This window comes from Ruegeria sp. CI5, from assembly GCF_056536885.1.
Genome location: NZ_JBQFQN010000001.1, coordinates 1,531,431 through 1,556,636 on the forward strand (window position 1 = coordinate 1,531,431; position 25,206 = coordinate 1,556,636).

The window sequence follows — 25,206 nt, forward strand, 5'->3', positions numbered from 1 at the left end:
GATACCCGATCGATCGGCTTAGCTGAGTGCAGTCTAGCAACGAAAGGGCAAAAGGCCATGCCTCTTGAGATCGTCACCATCCCCTGTCTCAGCGACAACTATGCTTTTCTGGCACATGACCATGCAAGCGGACAGACAGCCCTGGTCGACGCTCCGGAGGCCGGACCCATTCTGGCCGAATTGACCGCACGCGGCTGGCGCCTGAGCCATGTCCTTCTGACCCATCACCACTGGGATCACGTCGACGGCTTGCCGGGCATCCTCGAGCAGCACCCAGCACAGGTGATTGGTGCGGCGGCCGACGTTCACCGGCTTCCTCCCCTCGACAAACAGGTGGCTGACGGTGACCGGTTCGAGATTGGGGGCGAACCCGTCGAGGTTCTGGATGTCTCGGGGCACACGGTGGGACATGTGGCGTATTACTTGCCCAAAAGCGCGGTGGTGTTCACGGCCGACAGCCTGATGGCGCTGGGATGCGGCCGCTTGTTCGAAGGAGACGCAGCGCAAATGTGGACCTCGCTTTCGAAAATCGCTGCTTTGCCCGACGAGACGTCGGTCTGCTCGGGTCACGAATACACCCAGTCAAACGCACGATTTGCGGTAACCATCGATCCTTACAACACAGCGCTGCAGCAACGGGTGCATGAGATCGATCAGGCACGGGCAAAGGGTCGCGCGACCGTGCCGTCAAATCTGGGCGTGGAAAAGGCGACCAATCCGTTCCTGCGCGCGACTGATCCCAAGATTCAGGCACAGCTTGGAATGGTGGGGGCTGACCCGGTCGCCGTTTTTGCCGAGATCCGGGGTAGAAAAGACCGCTTCTGATGCCTAATTGGACTTCTTCACGGCCACGGTCACGTTAAATGTGACTGTCAAGTGAAAGAAAACCCTTGAAGCCGCGCCATGATCAACCAAACTCTAATAGTATGAGGTCATGGTTGGGATGGGGATCCGGCCAATACTCGAACCCCTTCCGGCCCAATACAGAGGAGCACCCGCGTGCCTTCATTCTCGAGCACACTGGAACAAGCCATTCACGCGGCCCTGGCGGCTGCAAACGAACGGCGTCATGAATTCGCAACGCTGGAGCATCTGCTGCTGGCGCTGCTGGAAGAACCCGATGCGGTGCGCGTCATGAAGGCGTGCAGCGTGGATCTGGACGAATTGCGCAGCTCTCTGGTCGAGTTCATCGACGAGGATCTGTCCAATCTGGTGACAGACATCGACGGGTCCGAAGCCGTACCGACAGCTGCGTTCCAGCGTGTTATCCAGCGCGCTGCGATCCATGTGCAAAGCTCGGGCCGGACCGAGGTGACCGGGGCAAATGTTCTGGTGGCCATCTTTGCCGAACGGGAAAGCAACGCTGCATATTTCCTGCAAGAGCAGGACATGACGCGGTATGACGCGGTGAATTTCATCGCCCACGGCGTCGCCAAAGACCCGGCGTTTGGTGAAAATCGTCCGGTGACCGGCGCCGATCAGGGTGAAGAGGAAGCGCAGAACGCCTCCGGTGACGCCGACCAGAAGGAAAGCGCGTTGGGCAAGTATTGCGTGGACCTGAACGCCAAATCCCGCGCCGGCGACGTCGATCCGCTGATCGGTCGCGCCGACGAGGTCGAGCGCTGCATCCAGGTTCTGTGCCGCCGCCGTAAGAACAACCCGCTGCTGGTGGGTGATCCGGGCGTGGGCAAGACGGCGATTGCCGAAGGCTTGGCCTATAAGATCGTCCAAGGCGACGCGCCAGACGTTCTGGCCAACACCACCATCTATTCGCTGGACATGGGCGCATTGCTGGCCGGCACGCGCTATCGCGGCGACTTCGAAGAGCGGCTCAAGGCCGTGGTGACCGAGCTTGAGGATCACCCAGACGCCGTGCTGTTCATTGATGAGATTCACACCGTGATCGGTGCGGGTGCAACTTCGGGCGGCGCCATGGATGCCTCGAACCTGCTGAAGCCTGCGTTGCAGGGCGGCAAGCTGCGCACCATGGGCTCGACCACCTACAAGGAGTTCCGCCAGCACTTCGAGAAAGACCGCGCGTTGTCGCGCCGGTTCCAGAAGATCGACGTGAACGAGCCTTCGGTCGAGGACAGCGTAAAGATCCTGCGCGGTCTCAAGCCCTATTTCGAAGAGCATCACGACATCAAATACACGGCCGACGCGATCAAGACCGCGGTCGAGCTGTCTGCGCGTTACATCAACGACCGCAAACTGCCTGACAAGGCGATCGACGTGATCGACGAGGCCGGTGCGGCCCAGCATCTTGTGGCCGAAAGCAAGCGGCGTAAGACCATCGGCGTCAAGGAGATCGAGGCCGTGGTGGCCAAGATCGCGCGCATTCCGCCGAAGAACGTCACCAAGGACGATGCCGAGGTACTGAAGGACCTTGAGAACTCGTTGAAACGGGTGGTGTTCGGGCAGGACCAGGCAATCGAGGCTCTGTCCAGCGCAATCAAGCTGGCACGGGCCGGTCTGCGCGAGCCGGAAAAACCGATCGGCAACTACCTGTTCGCCGGCCCGACCGGTGTGGGCAAAACCGAGGTTGCCAAGCAACTGGCCGATACACTCGGCGTGGAACTGCTGCGCTTCGACATGTCGGAATACATGGAGAAACACGCAGTCAGCCGTCTGATCGGTGCGCCTCCGGGCTATGTCGGATTTGATCAGGGCGGTTTGCTGACCGATGGCGTTGACCAGCACCCGCATTGCGTGCTGCTGCTGGACGAGATCGAGAAGGCCCACCCAGACGTGTTCAACATCCTGCTTCAGGTGATGGACCACGGCGAGCTGACCGATCACAACGGCCGGACGGTGAACTTCCGCAATGTGGTGTTGATCATGACCTCGAACGCGGGCGCGCAGGAACAGGCCAAGGCCGCAATCGGCTTTGCCCGCGACCGGCGTGAGGGTGAAGATACCGCTGCAATCGAACGGATGTTCACCCCTGAATTCCGCAACCGTCTGGACGCGGTAATCTCGTTCGCGCCGCTGCCCAAAGAGGTCATCCTGCAAGTGGTCGAGAAATTCGTCCTGCAGCTTGAGGCGCAACTGCTGGATCGTGGCGTCACAATCGACCTGACCCCGAAGGCTGCCGAGTGGCTGGCCGACAAGGGGTATGACGACAAGATGGGCGCACGGCCTCTGGGCCGGGTCATCCAGGAGCACATCAAGAAACCGTTGGCCGAAGAACTGCTGTTCGGAAAGCTGGCCAAGGGCGGTGTTGTGCGGGTTTCGGTCAAGAAAGGCGATCTGGATCTCGAGATTATCGGCCCCGACAATCCGCGGATCTCGGGCGACAAGCCGCCGCTGCTGACCGCGGACTAGACCTCGGTTCAATCGAAAAAGTCTCGTCGCCCGGCAGTCAGTTCTGCCGGGCGATTTCTTTAGAGGCCACCCCTCTCCCGCAAGTATTCGCCAAAAAGAAAGTTCCCAGCGACGGAAACCGCTGCGCGCCACGTTTCAGACCAAAGCCTTTGGAGTGGAGCAGCGCAGTGTCCAGAAAAATCGCCGTCATATGGAGCATCGCCTTCGCGGCCTCGGTCGTCGGCGTAATCGCCTCTGCCCAGCATCGGTTTCGCTTTCATGACAAAACCCGTGCGGAACCGTTGAACCTGGAACCGGCGACCGTCAACCCAGGCGTCAACAGGTCAGATATCTCCGAACAAGGCCGCAACTTGTCGATTACCGGCAATGGCATCCCCAATCATCTGGTCGGTCGCTTTCCGAACAAAGGCAACCCCCATCAAATCGCCGAGCAGTCGGTCAAGTTGAACGTGCCGGCTGTTCCGAGGGCGAATGCAACCCCGACGCCTCTGCGCATGGGGTGGAATTTTGGCGTGTCCCTGACTGGGGTCGTCTTTGACCCACTGGCCGCTGAATTCTGGCACGGCGATCCCTGGTCAGGCTGGTCCTACAATGCCCTGGGCGGCGCGATCGCCCTTGGGCTCGATGCCAATTTCGCACATGTCCAACCAAACGGAAAATATCACTATCACGGGGTGCCGACCGGCCTGATCGAAATGCAGGGCTGGTCACCGAAAGAACACTCTCCGTTGATCGGGTATGCAGCGGACGGGTTTCCGATTTACGCCCGAACCGGTTTGGTGGGCGGCAAGGTCACGCAAATGACCTCTTCCTACCGGCTGAAGGCCGGACAGCGCCCGGGCGGCGCCGCTCCTGACGGACGACATGATGGAACGTTCAACGAAGACTACGAGTTCGTGGCGGGGCTTGGAACGCTCGATGAATGCAATGGCGCCATGACCGTTTCGACCGAGTTTCCTTCGGGCACCTACGCGTATTTTCTGACCGATGACTACCCGGTTGTTCCACGCTGTTTTGCGGGCACACCCGATCCCAGCTTCCGCTTCGGGCCGCGCTGACACTGGCTTAGCGTTCGGTCAGCTTCAATTCGATGCGACGGTTCTTTGCCCGCGCTTCCGGAGTGTCCGCCGTATCGACAGGTTGAAACTCTCCAAATCCGTTTGCTGACAGACGTTCCGGCGGAATGCCCAACTGTTCGACCATGTAGCGCACGACCGACAGCGCCCGCCCTTGGCTGAGCTCCCAATTGTCTCGATACCGTCCTGTTCCGTTCAGCGGGATATTGTCCGTGTGACCGTCGACCCGGATGACCCAGTTCAATTCGGGCGGAATGTCCGCCGCAATCCCACTCAGAATGCCCGCCACTTTCGCGACCTCGCGCCGGCCATCCTCGGACAGAACCGCCGAACCGGGTGGGAACAGCACCTCGGACGAGAATACGAAGCGGTCGCCCTCGATCCGAACGCCTTCCTGGTTGCCCAACACGTCGCGCAGGCGACCAAAGAACTCGGAGCGGTACCGCTGCAGGTCTTCGGCCTGTGCCGTAAGTTCCTGATTCTGGCCGGCCAGTTTCTCGGCCTCGGCCTCCAGGCGGACGCGTTCGGCCTCTTCCAACAAGCGGCGGCGCCGTTCTTCGGACGCGGCCCGGGCAAGGGCCGCGTTCAGGTCCTGGCCAAGGGTCTGAATTTGCACCTCGGCCTCGGCATTCCTGTCCTTGTAGTCATCCAGCAGCGCCTGCAACGACCCCAATTGGCCGCGCAATGCGGCGATCTGCTGGTTCAACAAGGCCGTCTGGCGTTGCGCCTTGGCGGAAAGAGCCTTTTCGGTGGCGATCGTTTCCCGGGCAACGGCAAGCAAGGCGTCGCGCTGCTCGGCCAGCGTCCGCTGGCTTTCGGCCTCGGCCTCGGCTTCGGTTCGCGCCGCAAGGGCTGCTTCAAGCTGAGCCTTGAGCTCCTCGTCATTCAACTCACCGAATTGCCGCTCAAGCTCAGCCTTGGCCGACTGCGCGGCGGCCAACAGTGTCAGTGTTTCCTCGGCCTTCTTGCGCTGCTCTTCCAGTGCCAGGGTCATGGCCGTCAATTCGGCATCCGCATTCTGCAATCTGTTGCGCAGTGCCTCAGCGGCAGCAGCTTCGGCGACGCGGGCGGCTTCCTCTTCGGACAGTTGGCTTTGCAGTTCCGCGATCTGGGCCGCGCGCGCGCTGTCCGCTTGCTCAAGGTCGGCTACCAAGGCCTCCAGCGCTTCGCGGCGTGCAGCCGCCAGCCGTGCTGCCTCGGCCTGGGCATCCACCTCCGCACGGCTTTGGGCCAAGGCAAGGTTCAATGCCTCCTGCTCGGAAAGCAGTTGCTCGCGCTGGGATTCCAATTCGGCAATATCGCCCTGCGCGCGCGCCTGATCAGCCAAAAGCGCGGCAACTTGCGCTTCGAACCCTGTGATACGAGTCTGCGCCTCTTCCAACTCGGCCGCGCGCTGGTCACGCTCCGAGGTGAGTGACGAGATCAAGGCTTGCGCCTGGCTCAGATCCTCTTCGGCCTGCGACAGCGTCGTGTTCAGTGCCCCCAACCGGGCCTGCAGGCGGCTGTTCTCGCGCTCTTCCAGGCCCAAGGCATCCGCAAGGGCGGCCACTTCGTCCGACAGGGCAGTCAGCTCGTCTTCCTGTCCGGAGATGGTTTCACGCAGCACGAACTGCACGACCATGAAAATGGTCAGCACAAAGGTCATGACCATCAGAAGTCCCGTGATCGCATCAACGAAGCCGGGCCAGACCGAGCCTTGGAAACGCTGACCGGTTCGACGAGACAGGGCCATGTGTTATTCTCCGCCCGGTGTGTGGCGCGCCGCCCCGCGCGGAAGCGTCAGCGCTTTGACCAGCAGCTCGAAATCCTTGCGCAGTTCGTTCATGCTGTCCTGGCGACCGGCCGAGATTTCTTCGAGAATGCGCAGAAGCTGCACGTCCATCGACCGCAGCCGCATTCGGCTTTCGGCGTCGATCCCCTCGCCCGCACCATGTTCACGCATGTGATCCAGCAGCGCGTCCTGCCCCAACGCGATCCGCTCGAGCGCGGCGGTGACCCCTTCGGTTTCCGCCTGTCGTTGGTTCATGTCCGCGATGACATCGACCAATGCACCCAGCTTGGCCGATACCTCGGCGCGATCCGCCTCCTGGGCCGCGAACAGGTCCTGCAGCGCGTCCATCTGCTCGGACATGGAATCAAGGACCGGGGTCAGCACCGCAAGTTCCGCACCGCCTTCATCTCCGGCGGCAAATCCGACGCGCGTGATCGACGACAGCCATTCCTCAAGCTCACGGTAGAACCGGTTCTGCCCGTGGCCGGCGAATAGTTCGAGCAAACCCACGATCAGCGATCCGGCAAGCCCCAACAGGGAGGACCCGAACGCCACGCCCATGCCTTGCAGCTGGGATTCGAGGCCACTCATCAGACGATTGAATACGGCCAGGCCTTCTTCGCCCTCTTGCGGGTTCAGGCTGCGAATGGTGTCGACAATTGCAGGAACCGTTGTTGCCAAGCCGAAGAACGTACCCAGAAGACCCAGATAGATCAGTACGTTGGTGATGTAGCGGGTGAATTCCCGCTCTTCCTCGACCCGTTCCGCGACCGAATCCAGGATCGATCGGGTCGATGTCGAGCTGATCTGCGATTTCGCCCCGCGCGCGCGAAGCAGCGACGCCAAAGGGGCCAACAGCTGCGGTGTACGAGCATCTTCGCGCACGACGCCGCCCACGAACGCTTCGATCCAGCGAACCGAACCGATCAACTGGGTCACCTGATAGAAACAGGCCACCACGCCGATGACAAAGACCAGCAGGATGAATCCGTTCAGATAGGGGTTGGCATAAAAAACCGGCAGCACGTAGGGCAGAGCCATGAACACGCCCAGACCCGACAGCCCGATGGCGATCAGCATCATCACGATTTGACGGATCGGTTGCGAGAAATGCGGTCTCGCGCCCTGCTGTACATGCGCCATGCGCGTCTTTCCCGGTTTTGCCTGCTCTGAGGCGAATCTATCGAAAATCTGGTGGCAAAGCCAAAGGTTTATGCGGTCAGGCTGCGCACCCGTTGCGCCAACCACTCAAGATCCGGGTCGTGCAACCCGATCTCGGACAGGTGTTCAGCGGTATTGTACAGATACTCGGGGTTGGGGCCACGGCCGCCCACGGCCCGCGCGATGATTTGCGCCTGCTCCTCCAGCGGCAGGCCCCCGCAATACTGCACGTGGTCGGGATCGATCACATAGGTCACTGCCGACACCGTCTGGCCACTGTCCAGATGCACATCCAGCATCTTCTCCACATAGGCGGACGAGATCAGTTCGCGCTCGCGCAATTCCTCAAGGGTGCGTTCCTCATGGCCTGGATCGACCGCCAGCGCCAGACCCTTGCAATGGGCGTCCGGGTGTTCGTCCAAGGCCAGGACAAGTCCGGGGTTTTCCTCGGTTCCGCGGTGATGGATCGACCGCATGCAAAATGACCGCGCATAGCCGTGAAGTGTCGCCTGCTCTCGCCGGGCCACCGGAAAGCCCGGATTCCACAACAGCGACCCGTATCCGAATACCCACATCGTCATAGTTCTGGTCCTTGCCCGTTTAGGCCTATAAACATCAATTCCAAGGCAGGAAAAAGGGCCATTTGCGATGCGCCGACTGGTACGAGTGTTCATATTTCTGGCCATCCTCTGGGGCGGGTATTGGGCCATAGCCGGGTATGGGCTGCGCAGCGCCATCACCGGTTGGTTCGCGCATCAGCAGGATCTTGGATGGCAGGCCGACTATTCCGACGTGGAAATCGCCGGATTTCCGCTGCACCACGTGACCCGCCTGAACAGTGTAGCGCTGGCCGATCCGGTGAATGGCACAGCCTGGAGCGCGGATTGGATCGAATTCGAAAGCCCCGCCATCTGGCCCGGACGACAGATCTTGCGCTTTGCGGATACGCCGCAGCGGCTATCCTATTTCGACCAGACCGCAATCATCCTGGCCGACAGCCTTCAGGCAGAACTGAATCTGCGTCCGGGCGTCGCGCTGGAGCTGGAGAAGCTGGCCCTGACATCGGGCAACTGGTCGGTGACCCAGGACGGAACCGACATGGCTGCCGGCCAGTCACTTGCCCTGGTCATGGAACAAGGCACCCAGCCCGAGAGCTATGCGATCGGGGTCAGTTCGGATGCCTTCACGCCCGGTGAAGACCTGCGCGCGCTGATGCGAACGGCTGCTTCGCTGCCCCAAGCCTTCAATACACTCGAACTGGATATGAATGTCACCTTCGACAAAACCTGGGACCGTTCCGCGCTGGAAGAACGTCGCCCTCAACCTCGTTTGATCGACCTGCATCTTGCCGAGGTGCAATGGGGCGAATTGCGTCTGTTTGCAACCGGCGAACTGGAGGTCGATGAACAGGGCATTCCGGTCGGAGAGATTGCGGTCAAAGCCGAGAACTGGCGTGACATGATTGCCATGGCCAATGCTGCAGGTGCCCTGCCCGATCAGGCCGTTGATCCGGTCACGCGGGCGTTGAACCTGCTGGCAGGTCTGGGGGGCAACCCCAACGCGCTGGACCTGCAGCTGAATTTCCGCGACGGATTCGTGGCTTTGGGACCGTTGCCACTAGGACACGCGCCACGGCTTTTTCTACGTTGAAGCGGTGATCTACCTTTCCATATTGTTGAAACAATTCAAGAATCGCTGGGGGATACAATGGGACTAAGGACCTCGCTTGCTAGAGCAATCTCAAAGCTGTTGCTGCAAAACAAAAAGACAAGGCGAGAGATACTTCGAAACCTCTACGAGAATGATGTCCTTCTGTGCCGCAAGCTAGCCGATCATTTCTTGATCTACTATCCTCATGACGTAATCGGGGAAAGCATTTCGGCACGCGGTGAATTCAGCCGGACCTCGGTCAGGAAGCTTCGAGACTTTCTCAAGCGATCCGATCATCCGATAACCGATGGCTCGGTGCTGGAAATCGGTGCCAATATAGGGACTCACACGATATACTTTCTTAAGGACATAAAGGCACGACATGTCGTTGCGGTCGAGCCGGATCCAGAGAACTATGAAATCCTGAGCCAAAATATCAAGTTGAACGGGTTGGAGGATTACGTGTCGCTAATAAAGCTTGGTGCGTCCAACAAACATGGCCAGTTGCCATTCAACAAAAACTCGCTCAACCGCGGCGGCTCACACTTCGGAGATTCATCGGAATCTGCGATAAATGTCGATGTCACAACCGTGGACGAGATTTTCAAGACAAACCAAAAGAAACTGCAAGACCTCAAGTTGATCTGGATCGATGTGGAAGGCCATGAACTACAAGTTCTGGAGGGCGCCCAAGAGACGATCCAAACTCAGAAACCAACTGTGTTTATGGAATATACCCCGCATACGGATCAGTTTCGCAACGCAAGGTTGGGAGATATACTGTTCAAAAATTTCGAAGCGGTATTCGATTTCCGCAATTTGAACGAATCGCTGACACCTGAAACGTTCGGAAAAATTTCATCCGCCACCGATTTGCTGGCGATCCACACAGACAATACAGAACAAAGCAATTATTTGAGAACATAGTCATTTTTTGGGCATTGCTAGTACTGACCACCGAACCTTATCGGCAGTAGGGTCCGCTGCGGTAACGGGCGGTATCGAGGTGGAAATGGTTCTGATGATAGCGGTCTGAATTCGGGCCCAGCACCGTGCCGAAGGGCCCGCACGCTCCGCGCCAGATTTTGGTCAGCTGTTTCTTCGAGGGGTTCTTGCGCCAACCGTCCAGAACCGTCACCACCTCGCCATCGGCCATTTTGAACCCCGAGATATCAATGGCCCGACCCTTGCCATGCTCCGAGATCCTGGCACCTTTCCGGTTGTTCCGGGTACGGCAAGCGTAGTGCGCAGCAACCTGCAATTCGACAACTGGACCGCGCCGTTTGAACGTCGGTTTGACGGTCTTGTCGACCCATTTGTTCAATGCGATCGCCGTGCCGCAATCCATCGTCGATGGGCGGCTGAGAACCACGCCTGACACCGATGTGATCTGGACGGCATCCTTGATCCCGCAGGCTTTGATCTTGCCGGGAACCGAGCCCACGGCCTTGCCCTGAATGGCGATGTCACCGCACACCGATCCTTTGCGCAGTTTTCGCTTTTTGAACAGGACTTGCTGTTCCAACGCCTCGGGCCGCAGATAGGGTTTGAGCGAGGTATCCGGTCCAAGCAGCGGAAGGTCGGCCGGGCGCGCTGCCACGGCCAGCACCTGAGGGGATACGGGCCGCACCACGGGTCGCATCTTCGCTGGTACAGCGATCGGCGCCGCCGGACTTGCCGGGACATATGCGGCCTGCACCAGCTCTGACACCGGGGATGGCCGCGCAACCGGAACCGGTGATGTGTCGGGGGCCGATGCAGTGGCTGCGCCGGCCCATACCATCGCTATAACCGTCAGAGCTTTGCCTTTGATCAGTTTCATGACTTGGCCTTTACGCGCCCGAAATCAGGAGCGTCGGTGTCCTGACCCGCGTCGATGATGCCGCGCCGGATTGCGCGGGTGTGGGTAAAATAGTCGAACAGGTGCTGACCGTCGCCCGTGCGGATCGCGCGCTGCAGGGCAAACAGCTCTTCGGTGAAACGGCCGAGGATTTCCAACGTCGCGTCCTTGTTGGTCAGGAACACGTCGCGCCACATGGTCGGATCCGAGGCCGCGATCCGGGTGAAATCACGGAAACCGGCGGCCGAGTACTTGATGACCTCGGAGTCGGTGACCCGCCGCAGGTCGTCGGCGACGCCCACCATCGTATAGGCGATCAGGTGCGGCGCGTGGCTGGTGACGGCCAGAACCAGATCATGGTGATCGGCATCCATCTCGTCGACATTGGATCCCATCCCTTCCCACAAGGCGCGCAAGCGGGCGATGGCCTCGGGATCAGACCCTTCAACCGGAACCAGCAGGCACCAGCGGTTGTCGAACAGCTCGGCAAAACCGGATTCGGGGCCGGAATGCTCGGTCCCGGCCAGCGGGTGGGCGGGCACGAAATGCACGCCTTCGGGAATATGCGGGCCGACCTCCTCAATGACGTGCCGCTTGACCGAACCGACATCCGACACGGTTGCGCCGGGCTTGAGCACCGGCGCGATGTCCTTGGCGACGGCGCCCATTGCGCCCACCGGCACGCAGAGCACGACCAGATCGGCACCCTCGACCGCCTCTTGCGCGGTGTCGCAGACCCGGTCGCACAGACCGATGCGCCGCGCGGTGTCCCGGGTGGCCTCGGACCGGGCATAGCCGGTCACCTCGCCCGCCAGCCCGGCGCGCTTGATCGCCCAGTACATCGACGAGGCGATCAGACCCAACCCGATCAGCGCCACGCGGTCATAGATCTGGCTCATGCGGCGCCCCCTTTGAACGCGGTGATGGCCGCAACCACGCGGCGACAGGCCTTTTCGTCGCCCACGGTGATCCGCAGCGCGTTGGGCAGCTTGTAGCCCGCAACCCGGCGCACGATCAAACCTTTCGATTGCAGATAGGCGTCGCAGGCCTCGGCCTCGGCCTGATCCGCGAAACGCGCAAGGATGAAATTGGTGCAGGACGGATCGGACGGAACGCCGATCTTGGCCAGCTCGGCCGACAGCCATTCGCGCAGGCGGGCGTTTTCGGCCCGGCAGAACTCGACATATTCCACATCGGCCACGGCGGCCTCGGCCGCCGCGATGGCCGTCAGCGACAGATTGAAGGGCTGGCGCACGCGGTTCAGCACGTCGATGATTTCGCGATGCGCATAGCCCCAGCCGACCCGCATACCGCCCAGCCCGTAAATCTTCGAGAAGGTCCGGGTCATGATCACGTTGTCGAACCGGTCCACCAGACCGGCGCCGCCGTCAAATCCCGGCACGAATTCCGCATAGGCGCCGTCCAGAACCATCAGGCAGGTCTGCGGCAGGCCCTCGGCCAGGCGCGTCAGCTCGGCGTCCGAGATCATGGTCGAGGTCGGATTGCCCGGGTTGGTCACGAACACGATCCGGGTGCGGTCGGTCACCGCGGCCAGGATCGCATCGACATCGATCTTGCGCTCGCGCTCGGGCACCTCGACCGGAGTCGCGCCGGCCATGCGGGCGATGATCGGATACATCGAGAATCCATGCTCGGTATGGATCACCTCGTCGCCCGGCCCGGCATAGGCCTGGGCCACGAATTGCAGCACCTCGTCACTCCCCACGCCACAAATGATCCGGTCGGGGTCCAGCCCGTGCCGCTCGCCGATCGCCGCGCGCAGGTTGTAGTGATCGGTCACCGGATAGCGATGCAGCATCGTGGCGCTGTCGCGCACGGCTTCGATCGCCTTGGGGCTGGGGCCAAAAGGGTTTTCGTTGGAACTCAGCTTGATGACGTTTTCCACGCCTTCGACATGCGACTGGCCGCCCTGATACAGCGCGATATCCATGATGCCGGGTTGCGGGGTGATCTTGTTCATGAGGGGCTCCGTTGGTTGCGCCCCTCATACAGGTCTCAAGACCTTGGGAAAAGCGGCAATTCCGTCACGCCGCCTTGAAGCGGGCGGTTGCCGGATCGGCGGCGTAGAACGGGGCGTATTCCTGCGTACGGCGCGACAGGTCGTTGACGCTGTCGATGATGAACTGAACCGTGTCCTCGGTCATCATGTACGAGAAGTTCAGCCGCACCCAACCCGGTTTCTTCATCTCTTCTCCGGCCGACAACGCCGCGTGCAGCGCCTCTGAGGCCGCCTTGTCGATGCCCAGCAGCCGATGCGCATAGGGGCCCGCGCAGGCACACCCGCCGCGCGCCTGAATGCCGTAGATGTCGCTGAGCATCCGTGTGAACAGCTGTTGGTGTACCGGCTGCCCGGTGTTGTCGCGCACCAGGAAGGAAAAGATCGGCAGGCGGTGAGGATGGTCCACCCCCAGCAGGGTCAGGTTCGGGTTGTCACGCCACCCATCCAGCGCCATGCGGTTGTACAGCGCCTCGCGCCGGGCGATCTCGTCGGTACCCACGGCATCCTTGACGATAAAGGCCAGCGCCGCGCGGATATCTCCGATCACGTTCGGGGTTCCGGCCTCTTCGCGGGTGGCCAGATCGGTGCTGTAGTCGTGGCGCCAGGGCGAAACGAAGCTGACCGTGCCCCCGCCCGGCCAACTAGGACAGGTGCGGCGCACGGCGCCCCGGTTCACGATCAGAACGCCCGAAGCCCCCGGCCCGCCCGGAAACTTGTGCGGAGACACGACGATGGCATCCTTGCGCGCATCGTCCGGCCCCATATCCATCGGCAGGTAGGGCCCGCCCCCGGCATAATCCCAGACCGCGCGCGCACCGTACCGTTTCAGCAGCCGCGTCACCGGATCGGGGTCGGTGATGACACCCGTGACGTTCGACGCCGCCGAGAATGACCCGATCACCAGATCCGAATCCGAATGATCGATCAGCGCCTTCTCCAGCACCGCCATGTCCGGCCCGCCCTCAGGGCCTTCGGGGATCTCGATGACCTGCGCCTTGCTCTCGCGCCAGGGCAGGATGTTCGAATGGTGCTCGTACGGGCCGATCAAGACAACCGGCTGGTCAGCCTCTTGCACTCCCATCAAACTGACCAGCCGGTTGAGCCCCGCAGTGGCACCGGACCCGGTGAAGATCACCGCGTCATCTCCCCTCGCGCCAACGATGCGGGCTATTTCCGCGCGCGCTTCGCGGCGCAGTCGCGTCATGTAGGAACCGCAATAGGAGGCCTCGGTGTGGCTGTTCGCATAGAAAGGCAACACATGCTGGGCCACAAAATCCTCGACCTGCCGCAATGCGCGACCCGAGGCAACGTAGTCCGCGTACACAAGCGGCACGTCCCCATGCAGACCCGGGATCAGAACGTTCTCTCCGATCAGCCCGTCGCGCAGGGTCGAATTGTGAGTGGCGGCTTGGATTTCTGCACGAAAATGGGACAGGGTCATGTCATTGGCTCCATATTGCACTTCCAATATGATCTACTTGAGCCGAGTAAACTTCACCTATCTTTGCTTGAATTATTAATAATTTGGGTCATATGATCTGTAATGAGTGAAAATATAGATCAAATTGACAATCGCCTTCTGCGCGAACTGCAAAAAGACGCGACCCTGTCCCAGCGCGAACTGGCCGAGCGAGTCGGCCTTTCGCAAAACGCCTGCTGGCGGCGGTTGAAGGCGCTGAACGACGCAGGCGTCCTGACAGGGTCGACAGCCCGGATCGCGCGCGAAAAACTGGGGCTGAATCTGGTGGTCTTCGTGATGCTGCGCACGCGTCACCACTCGGCCGAATGGCTGCAGGCCTTTCGCAGCCATGTCCTGACCATTCCGGAAGTCGTGGATTTCCACCGGATCGGCGGCGACTACGACTATCAGTTGCGGGTCGTGACACAGGATATGGCGACCTATGACAAAGTCTATCAGCGCCTGATCGAGAAGGTCGAACTGGACAGCGTGACCTCGTATTTCGCGATGGAGGCGATCGCAGAAGACCGCCCTTTGCCGATCTGAGTGCTTGCCATGAAAAAGGGCCGCACCTTCGCAGGTACGGCCCGTTTTCTAAAACTGTCTGCGAAGATCAGTTCTTCGCGTAGAATTCGACGACCAGGTTCGGTTCCATCATGACCGGGTACGGCACGTCGCCCAGCGACGGGGTGCGCACGAAGGTCGCGGTCATCTTCGAGTGGTCGACTTCCAGGTAATCCGGAACATCACGCTCGGCCAGGCCAACGGCTTCCAGGACGACGGCCAGTTGCTTGGACTTGTCGCGGACCTCGATCACGTCGCCTTCCTTGACGCGGTAGCTGGGGATGTTGACCCGCTTGCCGTTCACTTTGACGTGGCCGTGGTTCACGAACTGACGTGCGGCGAACACGGTCGGCACGAACTTGGCGCGGTAGACGACAGCGTCCAGACGGCGCTCCAGCAGGCCGATCAGATTTTCACCGGTGTCGCCCTTCACACGCTCGGCTTCGGCGTAGATGCGGCGGAACTGCTTCTCGGTCAGGTCGCCGTAGTAGCCTTTCAGCTTCTGCTTGGCGCGCAGCTGAAGGCCAAAGTCCGACAGCTTGCCCTTGCGGCGCTGGCCGTGCTGGCCGGGGCCGTATTCACGACGGTTGACCGGGGATTTCGGACGACCCCAGATGTTTTCGCCCATCCGGCGGTCGATTTTGTACTTGGCAGACGTGCGTTTGGTCACGGCTGATCTCCTTCGTTAGGTCGAGGCCCCGCGGGGCCACTATGAAGGGCGTTGTCCTCTTGAGGTTTCCCCCATGACAGGCATCCCCTTGCGGGGGCCACCAACACCAATGAAGCCGCGTTTATATCTGCGAACAGACCAGAGTCAACACGCGGCGATGCGCGGACGAAAAAATAGTTCCTAAGGAATGGGCCGTCTATTCAGCGGCGGTCGCTGCCATATGCGGCGCAAGAACCAACGTTTGCTCCGTTGACCTGCGATGCGTGGGGAAGGAAACAACGTTGCCCGCACCCGATTGGCTTGCGTCGGCATATTCTTCGACGGCGCACACCCAGAAGTCCTGACCCCGCGCGGGGAAGCCATTTTCGAACATAAGAACCGCGTCCTTCTGACCTTCGACCAACGTCAACTCGGCCTCGTAGGTCTGCGCACCATTCGTCAATGAGATAACTGCAAGCGTGGCGATCGGCTTCAGCGTTGCGGCTTCGGGGCCATGCCCGGCCAACGCCATCAACGCCTGGTCATGTCCAGTCTTCACGGAATATTCCGCGTCACAATCCGGCAAGCGTGTCATGCACCCATGCCACGACCAAGACGCTCCAATGGCCAAATCTGCCACAGGCGCTGCTTCAAGCCCGTCAATTTCCGTCTGGGACCAAAATACTGCTACGCGACCGTTATACCCGGCTGTCATCTGCCCGCCCGACCTTTCAAACTCATCACCCCGTACATTAGCGGTGTATCAACGATGAATCCGGCGGAAAAGAGACGGAATTGCAGCTTTCACGAGAATGTTGCCGGAGAGTCAAATCAAATTGAGACTCCGGCGAAACACAATACAACTTTAACGACAGTTATGTGGCATTCGTCAACCGCATTTCGAGTGTCCGCAGCTGCGGCAGGTCATGCAGCCCTCGATCATCACCATGTCATACTGGCCGCAGGACGGGCAGGCCTTGCCGCGTGGGGCATCCATGTTGACCACCTGCGCTTGCGGGTCGGATTTCAGCCCCATCCCTTCGCCTTCGAGAAACCCGATCGCGATCATGTGCTGCTCGATCACGCCGCCGATGGCCGCCAGGATCGAGGGGATGTACTTGCCCTGCACCCAGGCCCCGCCGCGCGGGTCGAACACGGCCTTAAGTTCCTCGACCACAAAGGACACGTCGCCACCGCGTCGGAACACGGCCGAGATCATCCGGGTCAGAGCCAGCGTCCAAGCGTAATGCTCCATGTTCTTCGAGTTGATGAACACCTCGAACGGACGCCGCCGGCCACCGATGACGATGTCATTGATGGTCAGATAGATCGCGTGCTCGCTGTCGGGCCATTTCAGCTTGTAGGTCGAACCCTCAAGCGACTGCGGGCGGTCCAGCGGTTCGGACATGTAGATCACGTCGCCGCCGTCCACCTCGTGTGGCGCGTCGGCGCTTTCACCCGGCACCTTGTCGTCGCTTTCCGATACGGTCAGCACCGAACCCGTCACATCATTCGGGCGATAGGTGGTGCAGCCCTTGCAGCCCATATCCCAGGCCTGCATGTACACGTCCTTGAAAGCATCGAACGAGATGTCCTCGGGGCAGTTGATCGTCTTCGAGATCGAGCTGTCGATCCATTTCTGCGCGGCCGCCTGCATCTTGACATGCTCGGCCGGGGTCAGCGTCTGGGCGTTCACGAAATAGTCGGGCAGTTCGACGTCGCCGAACTTGTCGCGCCACATCTGCACGGCATAGTCCACCACCTCTTCCTCGGTGCGCGACCCGTCCTTCTGCAGCACCTTGCGGGTGTAGGCATAGGCAAAGACCGGCTCGATCCCCGACGACACGTTCCCCGCATACAGCGAGATCGTCCCCGTAGGCGCAATCGAAGTCAGCAGAGCATTGCGGATCCCATGCTCGCGGATGGCCTCGCGCACATCGTCATCCATCTGTTGCATGGTGCCGCTGGCCAGATATTTCTCGGCATCAAACAGGGGAAAGGCCCCTTTTTCCTTGGCCAAGTCCACCGAAGCCAGATACGCGGCGCGGGCGATCGCGTGCAACCAGCGCTCGGTCTGACGCGCCGCCTCGTCCGAGCCATAGCGCAGGCCCAGCATCAACAGAGCATCCGCCAGCCCGGTCACGCCCAGACCGATACGGCGCTTGGCCTGCGCCTCGGCGGCCTGCTGCGGCAGCGGAAATTTCGAGGCATCCACCACGTTGTCCATCATGCGAACGGCCGTGGCGACAAGCTCCTGCAACGCGGCCTCGTCCAGTTGGGCCGCGTCTTCGAACGGTGCCGACACCAGCCGGGCCAGGTTGATCGAACCCAACAGGCAGGCGCCATAGGGCGGCAGGGGCTGCTCGCCGCACGGGTTGGTGGCGGCGATGGTCTCGGCATAGCTCAGGTTGTTGGCCTGGTTGATCCGGTCGATGAAGATCACGCCCGGCTCGGCATAGTCATAGGTGGCCTGCATGATCTTGTTCCACAGATCGCGGGCCTGCACCGTGTGATAGACCTTGCCGTCAAAGACCAGATCCCACGAAGCATCGGCCTTGACCGCCTCCATGAAGGCATCGGTCACCAGCACCGACATGTTGAACATGCGCAGCCGGGCCGGGTCGGACTTGGCGGTGATGAACTGTTCGATATCCGGATGGTCGCAACGCATCGTCGCCATCATCGCGCCCCGGCGCGAGCCCGCCGACATGATGGTGCGGCACATGGCGTCCCACACATCCATGAACGACAGCGGCCCCGAGGCATCGGCGGCCACCCCGTGCACATCCGCGCCGCGCGGCCGGATGGTCGAGAAATCATAGCCGATCCCCCCGCCCTGCTGCATGGTCAGCGCGGCCTCTTTCAGCATGTCGAAAATGCCGCCCATGCTGTCGGGGATCGTGCCCATCACGAAACAGTTGAACAGGGTCACCTGCCGCGCGGTGCCTGCTCCGGCCGTGATGCGCCCGGCGGGCAGGTATTTGAAGTCCTCAAGCGCCTCGTAGAACTTCTGCTCCCAATGCGCGGGGTCCTTTTCCACCCGTGCCAGATCACGCGCGATCCGCCGCCACGAATCCTCGACCGACTTGTCGATCGGCGTGCCATCCGCCTGCTTGAAGCGGTATTTCATGTCCCATATCTGCTCGGCGATGGGGGCGGCAAAGCGGCTCATAAGAGTTCCTATACGTTGTGCTGGGCTAGTGGAGCCTCACTATATATGACATTGAACATGCCGTTCCAGCAAAAATAGTAGCGGCTTTGCCGATTGACCATTTGCCATTTGATTGGCAGAGTCCGGTAGATTCTATCCTGTGCCTTTCGGGGACAGGATAGGTGGTGGAGGTGGAGGGGCTCGAACCCTCGGGGCAATGGATGACAAGCCGCACCCCGTTCCATACCACCCCCAACTGATTGGCGCCCCGTTTATTCGGGGTGCCAGCATCTTCAGCCTATCGGTCTGTTTGTGGTTCCCCCTGTTCACTTGATTGCCGCATTGACACTGATTCCGTGCATTGAAAGAGGCACCCAGAATAGACGCCGCCCCCCGCAAACCACAACAGCTTGATAGCGCGCAACGGTAAGCTACAATATAAAGATAGTCCGTGGGACGACTCTGTGGGAAAGCTGTGGATAATTACATCAACCTCGTGAAACTCTCCGTCGGGTCCGAGAGCGTGGACAGCCTGATCGCCTGGCAGGACAGCTATCGCCAGCGGTTTCCGGACGGCCTGCCCCGCCACATCACCCGCATGTGGCCCAAGCGCGAGGCCGAGATTCTGAACGGCGGATCGATCTTCTGGGTCATCAAGGGTGTCATCCAGTGCCGCCAGCGGGTTTTGCGGTTGGACGAGGTGACGGGTGAGGATGGCATCCGCCGCTGCTCCATCGTGCTGGACCCGCAGGTCCACCGCACCCAGGGCGCGCAGAAACGGCCCTTTCAAGGCTGGCGCTATCTGAAACCCGAGGACAGCCCCGCAGACCTGCCCGAAAGCCGCGCGCAGGACGACGCTCTGCCCGAGGATCTGAACCGCGCGCTGGCCGAGATCGGCGTGCTCTGACCTCAGCCCAGACGGCGCATCACTTCTGTCAGAGCAGCCTTTTCCGTGGCCCCGTACTCCGCAACCCGGCTGCGCCACAGAGTGGCCTGCGATTGCAGGATCAACCCGTCCGAGAGGATCTTGAGGTGGTTGGCGCGTAGGGTCTCACCGGTCGAGGTGATGTCAGCTATCGCCTCGGCGGTTTCATTCATCACCGTGCCCTCGGTCGCCCCCTGGCTGTCGACCAGCGTGTAGTCGGCAACCCCGGAATCGGTCAGGAACTCACGCACCAGACGGTGGTACTTGGTGGCGATCCGCAGGCGGTGCCCGTGCGTGGCCCGAAAGGCGGCGGCGGCGGCGTCCAGGTCATCCAGCGTCTCGACATCGACCCAGCAGACCGGAACCGCGATCACCAGATCGGCCTGGCCGAAGCCCAGCGGCGCGATTTCTTCAACCTGCTGTTCCCAGCGTGGCAATTTCTCGTGCACCAGATCGGTGCCGGTCACGCCCAGATGAATACGGCCGGCAGCCAGCTCACGCGGGATCTCTCCGGCCGACAGCAGGATCAGCGAGACATCCTCGATCCCGTCCACCTTGCCCGCATATTCCCGGCCGGACCCGGCCCGCGAAAGCTCGATCCCGTGGCGGGCGAACCAGGCAAAGGTTTTCTCCATCAGCCGCCCCTTGGACGGCACGCCCAGCTTCAGGGTCATTGGCCCGCCTCCTCGATTTCCAGCATCAGGTCGGGGCGCAGCACGCCACCCACCGCCGGGATCTCGGCCCCGTTGCCCAGCCGCCGCGTCAGCGCATCATAGCGCCCGCCGGTGGCGATGGGCGGCAGGTCGGGGCGGCGCTCGGCGTAGAATCCGAAAACGAACCCGTCGTAATATTCCATCGAGGTGCGCCCATACGAGGCTTCGAAATCCAGCTTGCCGACGTCAACGCCACGCGCCTGCAGGGCGGCGATCCGCGCTTCAAGCCGGTCCAGCGCGGGGATGATCTGAGGTAGATCGACGGCGATATCGCGCAGGTGCTCCAGCGCATAGGGCATGGTCTCGCGCACGCCCAGCAGCGAGTCCAGCCCGGCCATTTCCGTGTCGGAAATCGGCGGCGTGTCGCGGTCGGCGCGCAGGGCGTCGATACGAGAGGCGATCTCGGCCGGTCGGCGCTTGCCGATCACCGGCGCGTCGAAGGCCATCGGGTCAGCCACCGAAAGCAACGCGGCGCGGTGGTCCGGCTCGGGCTTGCGGCCCGCGAACCGGTCCAGCAGAGCCCGGAATCGGCGCGGCCGCCACAGGTGGCGCATCAGCGCGGCCTTGCGTTGGTCGGAGGTGCGCAGGCCCTGTACGGCCGCGGTCAGAATGCCGATGTCGCCGGTCGCCGCGCGCAGCGGCAGGCCGCGCAATTGCAGGGCAAATAGCGAGAACACCTCGGCATCGGCCCCTGCCGGATCGTCGCGGTCAAAGACCTCGTAGCCTACCTGGATGTATTCATTGGCGCGGTCGGGGTCATGTTCCTGACGGCGGAACACCTCGCCCGAATAGGTATAGCGCGCCGGTTCGGCCCCGTCGCGCATGTGCATCTGCACCACCGGCAGAGTGAAATCCGGGCGCAGCATCTGTTCGCCGCGCAGCGCGTCCGAGGTGACATAGGCGCGCGCGCGGATATCCTCGCCGTAAAGGTCCAGCAGCGTCTCGGCCGATTGCAGCAGCGGCGGGTCGACGACCTGCGCCCCGGCGGCCTCGAAACGCACGCGCATCATCGCGGCCCGGGCCTGGATCTGGGATCGGTTGGGCATGGCTCAGTCCTGACTGTCCAGAATCTCGCGCACCTTGGCGACCAGATCACCGCGCGGTACCTCGAACTGGCTGGGGCGTTCCTTCCATTCCTCAAGCGTGGCGCTTTCGGCGATCTTCGCACCCAGGATCAGGTCCTTGATCTGAACCACGCCGCGGTCCTTCTCGTCCCCGCCCTCGATCACCGCGACGGGCGAGTTGCGCTTGTCCGCATATTTCAGCTGATTGCCGAAATTCTTGGGGTTACCCAGATAAACCTCGGCGCGGATGCCGCCATTGCGCAGCTCGGCCACCATCGCCTGATAATCGGCCATGCGGTCCCGGTCCATCACGGTCACGACGACCGGCCCGGTGTCATGCGACTTGATCCGCCCTTTTTCGCGCAGCGCGGCCAGCAACCGGTCGACCCCGATCGAGACACCGGTCGCGGGCACTTCCTGTCCGGTGAAACGCTTCACCAGATCATCATAGCGCCCGCCGCCCGAGACCGACCCGAACTGCCGCTTGCGGCCCTTTTCGTCGAAGATCTCAAAGGTCAGTTCGGCCTCGTAGACCGGACCGGTGTAGTATCCCAGCCCTCGCACGACCGAGGGGTCGATCTGGATGCGATCGGCACCATAGCCGCCCGCGGCCAGCAACTCGCCGATCTGTTCCAGCTCGGAGATGCCTTCGGCGCCGATCTTGCTGTCGCCCACTGCCGCGCGCAGGTTGGCCAGCGTTCCGGCGGTGTCATCAGCCTTGGACGTCAGGAAGGCGATCACCGGCTCGGCCTGATCGTCGGACAGACCCACGCCATCGATGAACGCGCCCGAAGCGTCCAGCCGGCCCTTGGTCAGCAACTCGCGCACGCCCTGCTCGCCCACTTTGTCGAACTTGTCGATGGTGCGCAGAACGTCGTCGCGCGCCGCCGCGTCCGTGCTGAGGCCCATGGCCTCGAGCACGCCGTTCAGGACCTTGCGGTTGTTGACCCGCACCACATAGTCGCCGCGCGGGATGCCCACGGTCTCCAGCGTGTCGGAAAGCATGGCGCAGATTTCGGCATCGGCGGCCATACTGGCCGTACCCACAGTATCCGCATCACACTGATAGAACTGGCGATACCGTCCCGGCCCCGGCTTTTCGTTGCGCCAGACCGGCCCCATCGCATAGCGGCGATAGGGCGTGGGCAGGTCGTTGCGGTGCTGGGCATAGACCCGGGCCAAAGGTGCTGTCAGATCATAGCGCAACGCCATCCAGTCGCCGTTGCCGCCCTCGTCAAACTCCTGCCAGGCGAACACGCCTTCGTTCGGGCGATCGACGTCGGGCAGAAATTTGCCCAGCGCCTCGACCGTTTCCACGGCGCTGCTTTCCAGCGCGTCAAACCCATAGCGATGATAGACGTCCGCAATCGTCCGCAGCATCTCGGTGCGCTGCGTGACTTCCTGGCCGAAATAGTCGCGGAACCCTTTCGGCGTGACGGCCTTGGGGCGGGGCTGTTTCTTGGGCTTGGCCATGTGGGGCGTCCTTGGGATTTCATCACTTGCGCGCGCGGTCTATCCCATGGTCTGGGTCGGGGCAAGCCAGCGCTGGCATTGCGCGCGCCACAGCGGTATGACCGCACCAGATCACAGGAGCCCCAGCGATGCAGCATCTGGAAGAAAAAATTGCCCATCTGACCCGCACCGTGGATGACCTTAGCATGGTGGTCGCCAAGCAGCAGGACGAAATCGACCGCCTGACCCGCCGCGTGGCGATGTTGATGCAGCGCGAAGCCGAACGTGCGCAGGAAGGATCCGGCGGAGTCATTCTGGGCGACGAGCGCCCACCGCACTATTGAGCCCAGCCCCTACAGCCCAAGCGTTGATCTAACGGCATCGTCGACGACACCACCCAACAGGGCATCCTCATCGCCTGCGCAACCTTCGGTCAACGCTGAAAGAAAAGCCTCGCGCAGCTTGGCCTTTTCTTCGTCCGAGGATGCAAAATCTTCGATATTAACCTGACGGTTGTAGAGTGAAAGAGCGGTCATCTTTCTGACGACGTCGAAAACGTATTCATCATTCCCATCAGCCTCTTCGATGACCGACGCGCAGGTATGGTACATTAGCGGAAGTGCGTCTTGCGCCATCTGGTCGGCGGCCTCGTCCGCCATGCCAATGGACGGGAGAAGGATCAAGCCAGCCAGAACAGGTTTGAAATCAAGCAGTCGCATCAGGGCTCCTTTCTGAAGGCGGTCAATCTTGGACACCCCCGTCACTTGCGGTTTGCCCCAATGATGGCACCGACAACCGCACCTGCGGCCGCGCCTTTGCCATCTCCGATCAACGCTCCGACGCCGGCGCCAATCAGGGCGCCCTTCAGCGCATCTTCTTCCTTTTTCTTGTCCGCCAAAGCAGCTGACGCAGGCAAGACGATCAGCGATGCCGCCAATATACAGGCTGGCGCCTGCGCGCATTTCCTCAAGATCCACATTTGGTTGCCCTCCCGTGACCAAGCCCGAACCGGATGGTCAGCGTAGCCCGCTCCTGGAATTCTGGCAACTAAGGCCATCCCCAGGCTATTTGCGCCGAATGCCGATTGGTCTGCCGATCTGCGGCTCGGGGGGCAATGTGGCATGGTCGGACACCATTCGCGCCAGCCGCGCCGCGGCCCAGTCCGGATAGGGTACCGACCGGCCTGTTGTGTGGCTGACATTCATGACCAGGGCCTCTTGGGTGGCACAGACCACGCCATCCTCGGCCGACACCATCTGCGCAAAATAGTGACCACGCTTGTGATCGGCATCCAGCATCCGAAACCGGAAAACCAGCGCCTCGCCCTCGCGAACCTCGCGCAGGAAATGCAGGTGCGACTGCAGGATGTACGGTCCCTGCCCCAGCGCCGCGACCTGCGGTTCGCCCAAGCCCAGATGATCGACCAGCAGCCGTTCAAAGGCCAGATCGAACACCACGCCGTAATACCCCACATTCATGTGGCCGTTGTAATCGATCCAGTCGGGCCGGACCGAAAAACCGGTGATTTCGACCGGCGCGGGGTACGGGCCGTCATGGCCGCCCAAGGGTTTGGATTGCGGGGTCATTCGCCGTCGTCCTCCTCGAAGATCGCCACCGCGCGGATGAACCCGGCCGAGGCGCCCTTGATCTTGAACGGAAAGCACGAGATCTCGAACCCCGTGGGCGGCAGGCTTTCCAGATTGGTCAGCTTCTCCATGTGGCAATAGCCGATCTCCATCGACGCGCGATGCCCCTCCCAGATGATCGAGGGGTCATGTGTTTCCGCGTATTCCTGCGCGGTCAGCGGAAAGGGCGCGTCCCAGCTCCAGGCGTCGGTGCCGGTCACGCGCACGCCGCGCTCGGTCAGGTACAGCGTGGCCTCGCGCCCCATTCCGCAGCCTTTCATCAGGTAATCCGGCTGGCCATAACAGGTGCCGGCCGAGGTGTTGACCACGACGATATCCAGCGGTCGCAGGTCATGCCCGATCCGCTTCAGCTCGGCCGCGACATCGGCGGCGGTGACGACGTAGCCATCCTCGAAATGCCGGAAATCCAGCTTCACGCCCGGGTTCATGCACCACTCCAGCGGCACCTCGTCGATGGTGATCGCCCGCTCGCCCCGGTTCATGGTCGAGTGGTGATGGTACGGCGCGTCCAGGTGGGTGCCATTATGGGTGGCGATCTGCAAACGTTCGATGGCCCAGCCCTCGCCGCCAGGCAGGTCCTCTTTCTTCAGACCAGGGAAAAAGGCCATTACCTGCTCGGCCGTCTGGTCGTGGCTCTTGTATTCGATCTGCGGCAGCATGATTGGCGGGTCCGACACGATGCCGGTTTCCAGCGGGACGGACAGATCGACGAAACGGCGGGCCATGAACTCCTCCGGGGTT

The 25,206-nt window shown here is 61.5% G+C and carries 25 protein-coding genes; 8 read left to right on the forward strand and 17 right to left on the reverse strand.

The genetic code is table 11. From position 1 onward, the window contains the following. Positions 1-57 precede the first annotated feature (57 nt). From gloB to ACR0BA_RS07635, 3 genes are all read left to right on the forward strand, one after another. Entirely contained in the window at positions 58-825 is a 768-nt protein-coding gene (gene gloB / locus ACR0BA_RS07625; protein WP_170357120.1) for a hydroxyacylglutathione hydrolase, read from the forward strand. A 174-nt stretch (positions 826-999) separates the two neighbouring features. Further along, positions 1,000-3,324 (forward strand): ATP-dependent Clp protease ATP-binding subunit ClpA, encoded by a 2,325-nt coding sequence (clpA, locus tag ACR0BA_RS07630; RefSeq protein WP_170364848.1) that lies wholly within the window; start codon positions 1,000-1,002, stop codon positions 3,322-3,324. A gap of 167 nt (positions 3,325-3,491) precedes the next feature. Continuing rightward, positions 3,492-4,382 carry a YHYH protein gene (locus ACR0BA_RS07635; protein ID WP_480727177.1) on the forward strand — a complete coding sequence of 297 codons (891 nt, stop codon included), beginning with the start codon at positions 3,492-3,494 and terminating at the stop codon, positions 4,380-4,382. Positions 4,383-4,389: 7 nt separating this feature from the next. On the opposite strand, the gene ACR0BA_RS07640 is transcribed toward ACR0BA_RS07635, so the two are convergent. The 3 genes from ACR0BA_RS07640 to ACR0BA_RS07650 form a co-directional block, all read right to left on the reverse strand. Then, complete coding sequence (locus ACR0BA_RS07640) at positions 4,390-6,132, reverse strand: peptidoglycan -binding protein (RefSeq protein ID WP_480727178.1); 1,743 nt, start codon at positions 6,130-6,132, stop codon at positions 4,390-4,392. Positions 6,133-6,135: 3 nt separating this feature from the next. Beyond that, entirely contained in the window at positions 6,136-7,314 is a 1,179-nt protein-coding gene (locus ACR0BA_RS07645; RefSeq protein WP_170340518.1) for a biopolymer transporter ExbB, read from the reverse strand. A 68-nt stretch (positions 7,315-7,382) separates the two neighbouring features. Beyond that, positions 7,383-7,913, reverse strand: coding sequence for a gamma-glutamylcyclotransferase (locus ACR0BA_RS07650; RefSeq protein ID WP_480727179.1), 531 nt, complete (start codon positions 7,911-7,913; stop codon positions 7,383-7,385). Positions 7,914-7,980: 67 nt separating this feature from the next. On the opposite strand from ACR0BA_RS07650, the gene ACR0BA_RS07655 reads away from it, so the two are divergent. Both ACR0BA_RS07655 and ACR0BA_RS07660 read left to right on the forward strand, forming a co-directional pair. After that, on the forward strand, positions 7,981-8,982 hold the full coding sequence (locus ACR0BA_RS07655) for a DUF2125 domain-containing protein (RefSeq protein WP_480727181.1): 1,002 nt from the start codon (positions 7,981-7,983) through the stop codon (positions 8,980-8,982). Positions 8,983-9,039: 57 nt separating this feature from the next. Further along, positions 9,040-9,909 carry an FkbM family methyltransferase gene (locus ACR0BA_RS07660; RefSeq protein WP_480727183.1) on the forward strand — a complete coding sequence of 290 codons (870 nt, stop codon included), beginning with the start codon at positions 9,040-9,042 and terminating at the stop codon, positions 9,907-9,909. Positions 9,910-9,946: 37 nt separating this feature from the next. On the opposite strand, the gene ACR0BA_RS07665 is transcribed toward ACR0BA_RS07660, so the two are convergent. The 4 genes from ACR0BA_RS07665 to ACR0BA_RS07680 all read right to left on the reverse strand — a co-directional run bounded on the left by ACR0BA_RS07665 (position 9,947) and on the right by ACR0BA_RS07680 (position 14,283). After that, a complete protein-coding gene (locus ACR0BA_RS07665; RefSeq protein ID WP_480727185.1) occupies positions 9,947-10,804 on the reverse strand; it encodes an extensin-like domain-containing protein in 858 nt (285 codons plus the stop codon). Beyond that, positions 10,801-11,721, reverse strand: coding sequence for a prephenate/arogenate dehydrogenase family protein (locus tag ACR0BA_RS07670; RefSeq protein ID WP_170357112.1), 921 nt, complete (start codon positions 11,719-11,721; stop codon positions 10,801-10,803). The genes ACR0BA_RS07665 and ACR0BA_RS07670 overlap by 4 nt, the downstream gene beginning before the upstream one ends. After that, the gene (gene hisC, locus ACR0BA_RS07675; protein WP_170441604.1) at positions 11,718-12,803 is read right to left on the reverse strand and encodes a histidinol-phosphate transaminase; all 1,086 of its coding nucleotides are present in this window, start codon (positions 12,801-12,803) and stop codon (positions 11,718-11,720) included. Before hisC ends, ACR0BA_RS07670 begins: the two co-directional genes overlap by 4 nt. A gap of 64 nt (positions 12,804-12,867) precedes the next feature. Further along, complete coding sequence (locus tag ACR0BA_RS07680) at positions 12,868-14,283, reverse strand: aminotransferase class V-fold PLP-dependent enzyme (RefSeq protein ID WP_480727187.1); 1,416 nt, start codon at positions 14,281-14,283, stop codon at positions 12,868-12,870. A 102-nt stretch (positions 14,284-14,385) separates the two neighbouring features. Here ACR0BA_RS07680 and ACR0BA_RS07685 point away from each other — a divergent pair, with 102 nt between their 5' ends. Next, the gene (locus ACR0BA_RS07685) at positions 14,386-14,847 is read left to right on the forward strand and encodes an Lrp/AsnC family transcriptional regulator (RefSeq protein WP_480727189.1); all 462 of its coding nucleotides are present in this window, start codon (positions 14,386-14,388) and stop codon (positions 14,845-14,847) included. 67 nt (positions 14,848-14,914) lie between these two features. On the opposite strand, the gene rpsD is transcribed toward ACR0BA_RS07685, so the two are convergent. The 3 genes from rpsD to ACR0BA_RS07700 all read right to left on the reverse strand — a co-directional run bounded on the left by rpsD (position 14,915) and on the right by ACR0BA_RS07700 (position 18,686). Beyond that, positions 14,915-15,535, reverse strand: coding sequence for a 30S ribosomal protein S4 (gene rpsD, locus ACR0BA_RS07690; RefSeq protein WP_170357108.1), 621 nt, complete (start codon positions 15,533-15,535; stop codon positions 14,915-14,917). A gap of 196 nt (positions 15,536-15,731) precedes the next feature. Beyond that, complete coding sequence (locus tag ACR0BA_RS07695; protein ID WP_141138517.1) at positions 15,732-16,073, reverse strand: hypothetical protein; 342 nt, start codon at positions 16,071-16,073, stop codon at positions 15,732-15,734. Between the two features lie 330 nt (positions 16,074-16,403). After that, on the reverse strand, positions 16,404-18,686 hold the full coding sequence (locus ACR0BA_RS07700) for an adenosylcobalamin-dependent ribonucleoside-diphosphate reductase (RefSeq protein WP_480727191.1): 2,283 nt from the start codon (positions 18,684-18,686) through the stop codon (positions 16,404-16,406). Positions 18,687-19,140: 454 nt separating this feature from the next. On the opposite strand from ACR0BA_RS07700, the gene ACR0BA_RS07705 reads away from it, so the two are divergent. Further along, on the forward strand, positions 19,141-19,572 hold the full coding sequence (locus ACR0BA_RS07705) for a DUF1489 family protein (RefSeq protein ID WP_480727193.1): 432 nt from the start codon (positions 19,141-19,143) through the stop codon (positions 19,570-19,572). 2 nt (positions 19,573-19,574) lie between these two features. Here the strand turns inward: ACR0BA_RS07705 and hisG are convergent, their stop codons facing one another. From hisG to hisS, 3 genes are read right to left on the reverse strand one after another with little or no spacing between them, the layout of a single operon-like run. Next, positions 19,575-20,264 (reverse strand): ATP phosphoribosyltransferase, encoded by a 690-nt coding sequence (gene hisG / locus ACR0BA_RS07710; protein ID WP_480727195.1) that lies wholly within the window; start codon positions 20,262-20,264, stop codon positions 19,575-19,577. Then, positions 20,261-21,349 carry an ATP phosphoribosyltransferase regulatory subunit gene (locus tag ACR0BA_RS07715; RefSeq protein ID WP_480727196.1) on the reverse strand — a complete coding sequence of 363 codons (1,089 nt, stop codon included), beginning with the start codon at positions 21,347-21,349 and terminating at the stop codon, positions 20,261-20,263. The genes hisG and ACR0BA_RS07715 overlap by 4 nt, the downstream gene beginning before the upstream one ends. 3 nt (positions 21,350-21,352) lie before the next feature. After that, positions 21,353-22,840: a histidine--tRNA ligase gene (gene hisS, locus ACR0BA_RS07720; protein WP_480727197.1), complete on the reverse strand. Its 1,488-nt coding sequence runs from the start codon at positions 22,838-22,840 to the stop codon at positions 21,353-21,355. Positions 22,841-22,968: 128 nt separating this feature from the next. Between hisS and ACR0BA_RS07725 the strand changes: the two genes are divergently transcribed. Then, positions 22,969-23,163: a SlyX family protein gene (locus ACR0BA_RS07725; RefSeq protein WP_170357101.1), complete on the forward strand. Its 195-nt coding sequence runs from the start codon at positions 22,969-22,971 to the stop codon at positions 23,161-23,163. A gap of 9 nt (positions 23,164-23,172) precedes the next feature. Here ACR0BA_RS07725 and ACR0BA_RS07730 read toward each other — a convergent pair whose 3' ends face one another. From ACR0BA_RS07730 to ACR0BA_RS07745, 4 genes are all read right to left on the reverse strand, one after another. Continuing rightward, complete coding sequence (locus ACR0BA_RS07730; RefSeq protein WP_170357100.1) at positions 23,173-23,538, reverse strand: hypothetical protein; 366 nt, start codon at positions 23,536-23,538, stop codon at positions 23,173-23,175. 41 nt (positions 23,539-23,579) lie between these two features. Beyond that, a complete protein-coding gene (locus tag ACR0BA_RS07735; RefSeq protein ID WP_244952316.1) occupies positions 23,580-23,798 on the reverse strand; it encodes a YMGG-like glycine zipper-containing protein in 219 nt (72 codons plus the stop codon). Between the two features lie 85 nt (positions 23,799-23,883). After that, entirely contained in the window at positions 23,884-24,405 is a 522-nt protein-coding gene (locus ACR0BA_RS07740; RefSeq protein ID WP_480727199.1) for a thioesterase family protein, read from the reverse strand. Beyond that, positions 24,402-25,190 (reverse strand): cyclase family protein, encoded by a 789-nt coding sequence (locus ACR0BA_RS07745; RefSeq protein WP_480727201.1) that lies wholly within the window; start codon positions 25,188-25,190, stop codon positions 24,402-24,404. Before ACR0BA_RS07745 ends, ACR0BA_RS07740 begins: the two co-directional genes overlap by 4 nt. Positions 25,191-25,206: the final 16 nt, after the last annotated feature.